This window comes from Nostoc sp. CALU 546 (genome assembly GCF_048836525.1).
In genome coordinates, this window is sequence record NZ_JAWJTF010000286.1 from 1 (window position 1) to 2,567 (window position 2,567).

The following is a 2,567-nucleotide window of genomic DNA, read 5'->3' on the forward strand; positions in this document are numbered from 1 at the left end:
ATACGAGATAGTATTGCCATGACTCTAATTCATGCTGAATTCTTCTTGATAAAAAATCAATATTTATTTTGTATGAAATTCTTGAGTATTGTGAATTTCTTGTGAAGACATAAACACCTGACAGAGAATCATGTAGTTTTAGTGAAGCTAAATTGGGTTTTTCAGCAACGAGATTGCATAGCTAAGATGAATTTATCGGTGATTTTAATAAGAAACAAAGTCAAACAACCTTCCTGACATATAGAGTTTAAATTTCACCAAAAATGCTCAACTTAATCTTAATGATAACTTCAGAATTTTTTAAATTTATTTACAGTAAAAGAGGAATTGCTGCATATATAAAAATAAATAAAGTATTAAGATCGTTAGCAAGTTGGCATGAAAAAGATTATATCCATGTATTAAGAAATCATATTTTCAGACTATTACCTTCATAATTTAGGCAGAGCAGGCAGGCAAAAGTGTTTTCTAAAAAGGTGCAGAGCTACATTAACCAAATCATCATTGCCCCATCAGAAATACAACAGGATGAAAAAGTGTTTTGCCGACAGGTGGATACTGCTCCTCTGATGATTTGGATGTCTGGATATAATGCACTTTACTGTTACTTCAATTCCAATTGGCTAGAATTTACTGGCACAGCAACAGGTACGTCTGCATTTGTGCAAGGAGAGGAGATAGGCAATATCTGGACTTGTAGCGTCCATCCAGAAGATAGACAGCGATGTGAAGATATATACCTAAGAGCCTTTGCTGTACATGATTCCTTCCAGAGGCAATATCGCTTGCGTCGGGCTGATGGCGAATATCACTGGATTTTAGATACAGCCGCGCCAAGATTTGCCGTAGATGGTAGCTTTGTTGGTTATATCGGTTATTGTATTGATCTAACAGAAGTGCCGAGAGTGGTATGCCAACCTTCTCTAACAGAAAGCTACTCGCCATCTACAAATTCCTCTCGCCGTCTACGTAAAATTACAGCAAAGAAACAAGCAGCCGAATTAGCAAAAGCACTAGAACAACTGGAAGCTGAAACTACAAAACGCCAAGCAGTTGAAGCACAGTTAAGCCAAAAAACATCAGAGTTAGCAGCGATTTTGCAAGTGCTTCCTGATTTGTACTTTCGTCTCAATGCTGATGGAACTATCCTGGATTACAAGGCAGGAAAAGTTGAGAGTCTGTATATTTCACCAGAAGATTGTCAGGGCAAGAGTTTGCGAGAATGCTTACCGACTAGTGTAGGCGATCGCTTCCAGCAAGCAATAACTCAAGTACTTCAAACTCAATATGAAGTCAGTTTTGAATATACCTTACCGCTACCAGAAAAAAACAATATTTTTGAAGCTAGGTTATTACCATTACCAGACCAGCAAGTTATAGTTCTTGTCCGCGACATCTGCGACAACATTCAAGAAGCATTGATAGAAAGCGATGCCAAGTTTCGCAGCATTGTGGAAAATGCCAATAACATTATTTTTTCGCTGACACTTGAAGGAATATTTTCCTACGTTTCTCCTAACTGGACTGAAATTTTTGGGCATGAGGTTGCAGAGGTTGAAGGCAAATCATTTATTCCCTTTATACATCCCGACGATGTGCATATCTGTGTCGATTATTTCCAAAGAATTTTGACAACAGGCAAGAAACAAGAGGCAATTGAATATCGAGTAAAACACAAAAATGGTAGTTGGCGATGGCATACAAGCAACTCATCTGCTATTAAAGACGCCAATGGTAATATTATAAACTTCGTTGGTATTTGCCATGACACCACTGACCGCAAACAAGCAGAAATTGCGCTCAAAGAAAGTGCCCAACGAGAAGCACTACTCAATCGTCTTTCTAATCATATTCGAGCTTCCTTGGATCTCAATTACATTGTAGAAACAGCAGTGCAGGAGATTCATCACTTATTCCAGATCGATCGCTGCGCCTTCTTTTGGTATCGCCAAGATGCTGATGTACCATACTGGGATAAAGTATATGAGGTGAAGAGTTCCTTTTTACCCTGTCTGCTTAACGACCAAGAAGCAACTAATGCAGAAATCGAACTAATCGCAGCCAAAACTTTGAACGGAGAAATCATCCGTATTAACGATGTAGAGACTGTGGGCGATTCCATAGCACGGCAGTTTTTGCAGGATTTTGGTTTCACTGCCTTTATGTCACTGCCCGTACACACTCAATCTGGTGAAATTGGCACATTTAGCTGTGGTTATTGCAGCGGCTTCCGGTCTTGGCTGGACAACGAAGTAGAATTATTACAAGCAGTTACAGTTCAACTAGCGATCGCTATTGACCAAGCTAAACTTTACACTCAAAGTCGCATTGCTGCCCAAACTGCCCAAGATAAAGCCCAGCAACTAGAAGCAGCGCTACTAGAACTTCAACAAACTCAAGCGCAACTGATTCAAACTGCAAAACAGGTCCAGTATGGGATCAATTAGTTGCAGGCATTGCCCACGAAATCAATAATCCCGTCAATTTTATTTACGGCAATATTAGCCACGCCCGTGAATATACCACGGATTTGCTGCACTTAGTAGACCTTTCTCAACAGAGTTACT

Annotated in this window: 1 protein-coding gene; it reads left to right on the top strand. The window is 39.6% G+C overall.

What is annotated here, in order from left to right; translation table 11 throughout:
- Nucleotides 1-476: 476 nt before the first annotated feature.
- Entirely contained in the window at nucleotides 477-2,447 is a 1,971-nt protein-coding gene (locus tag RRG12_RS42760) for a PAS domain S-box protein (protein ID WP_420763261.1), read from the top strand.
- Nucleotides 2,448-2,567: the final 120 nt, after the last annotated feature.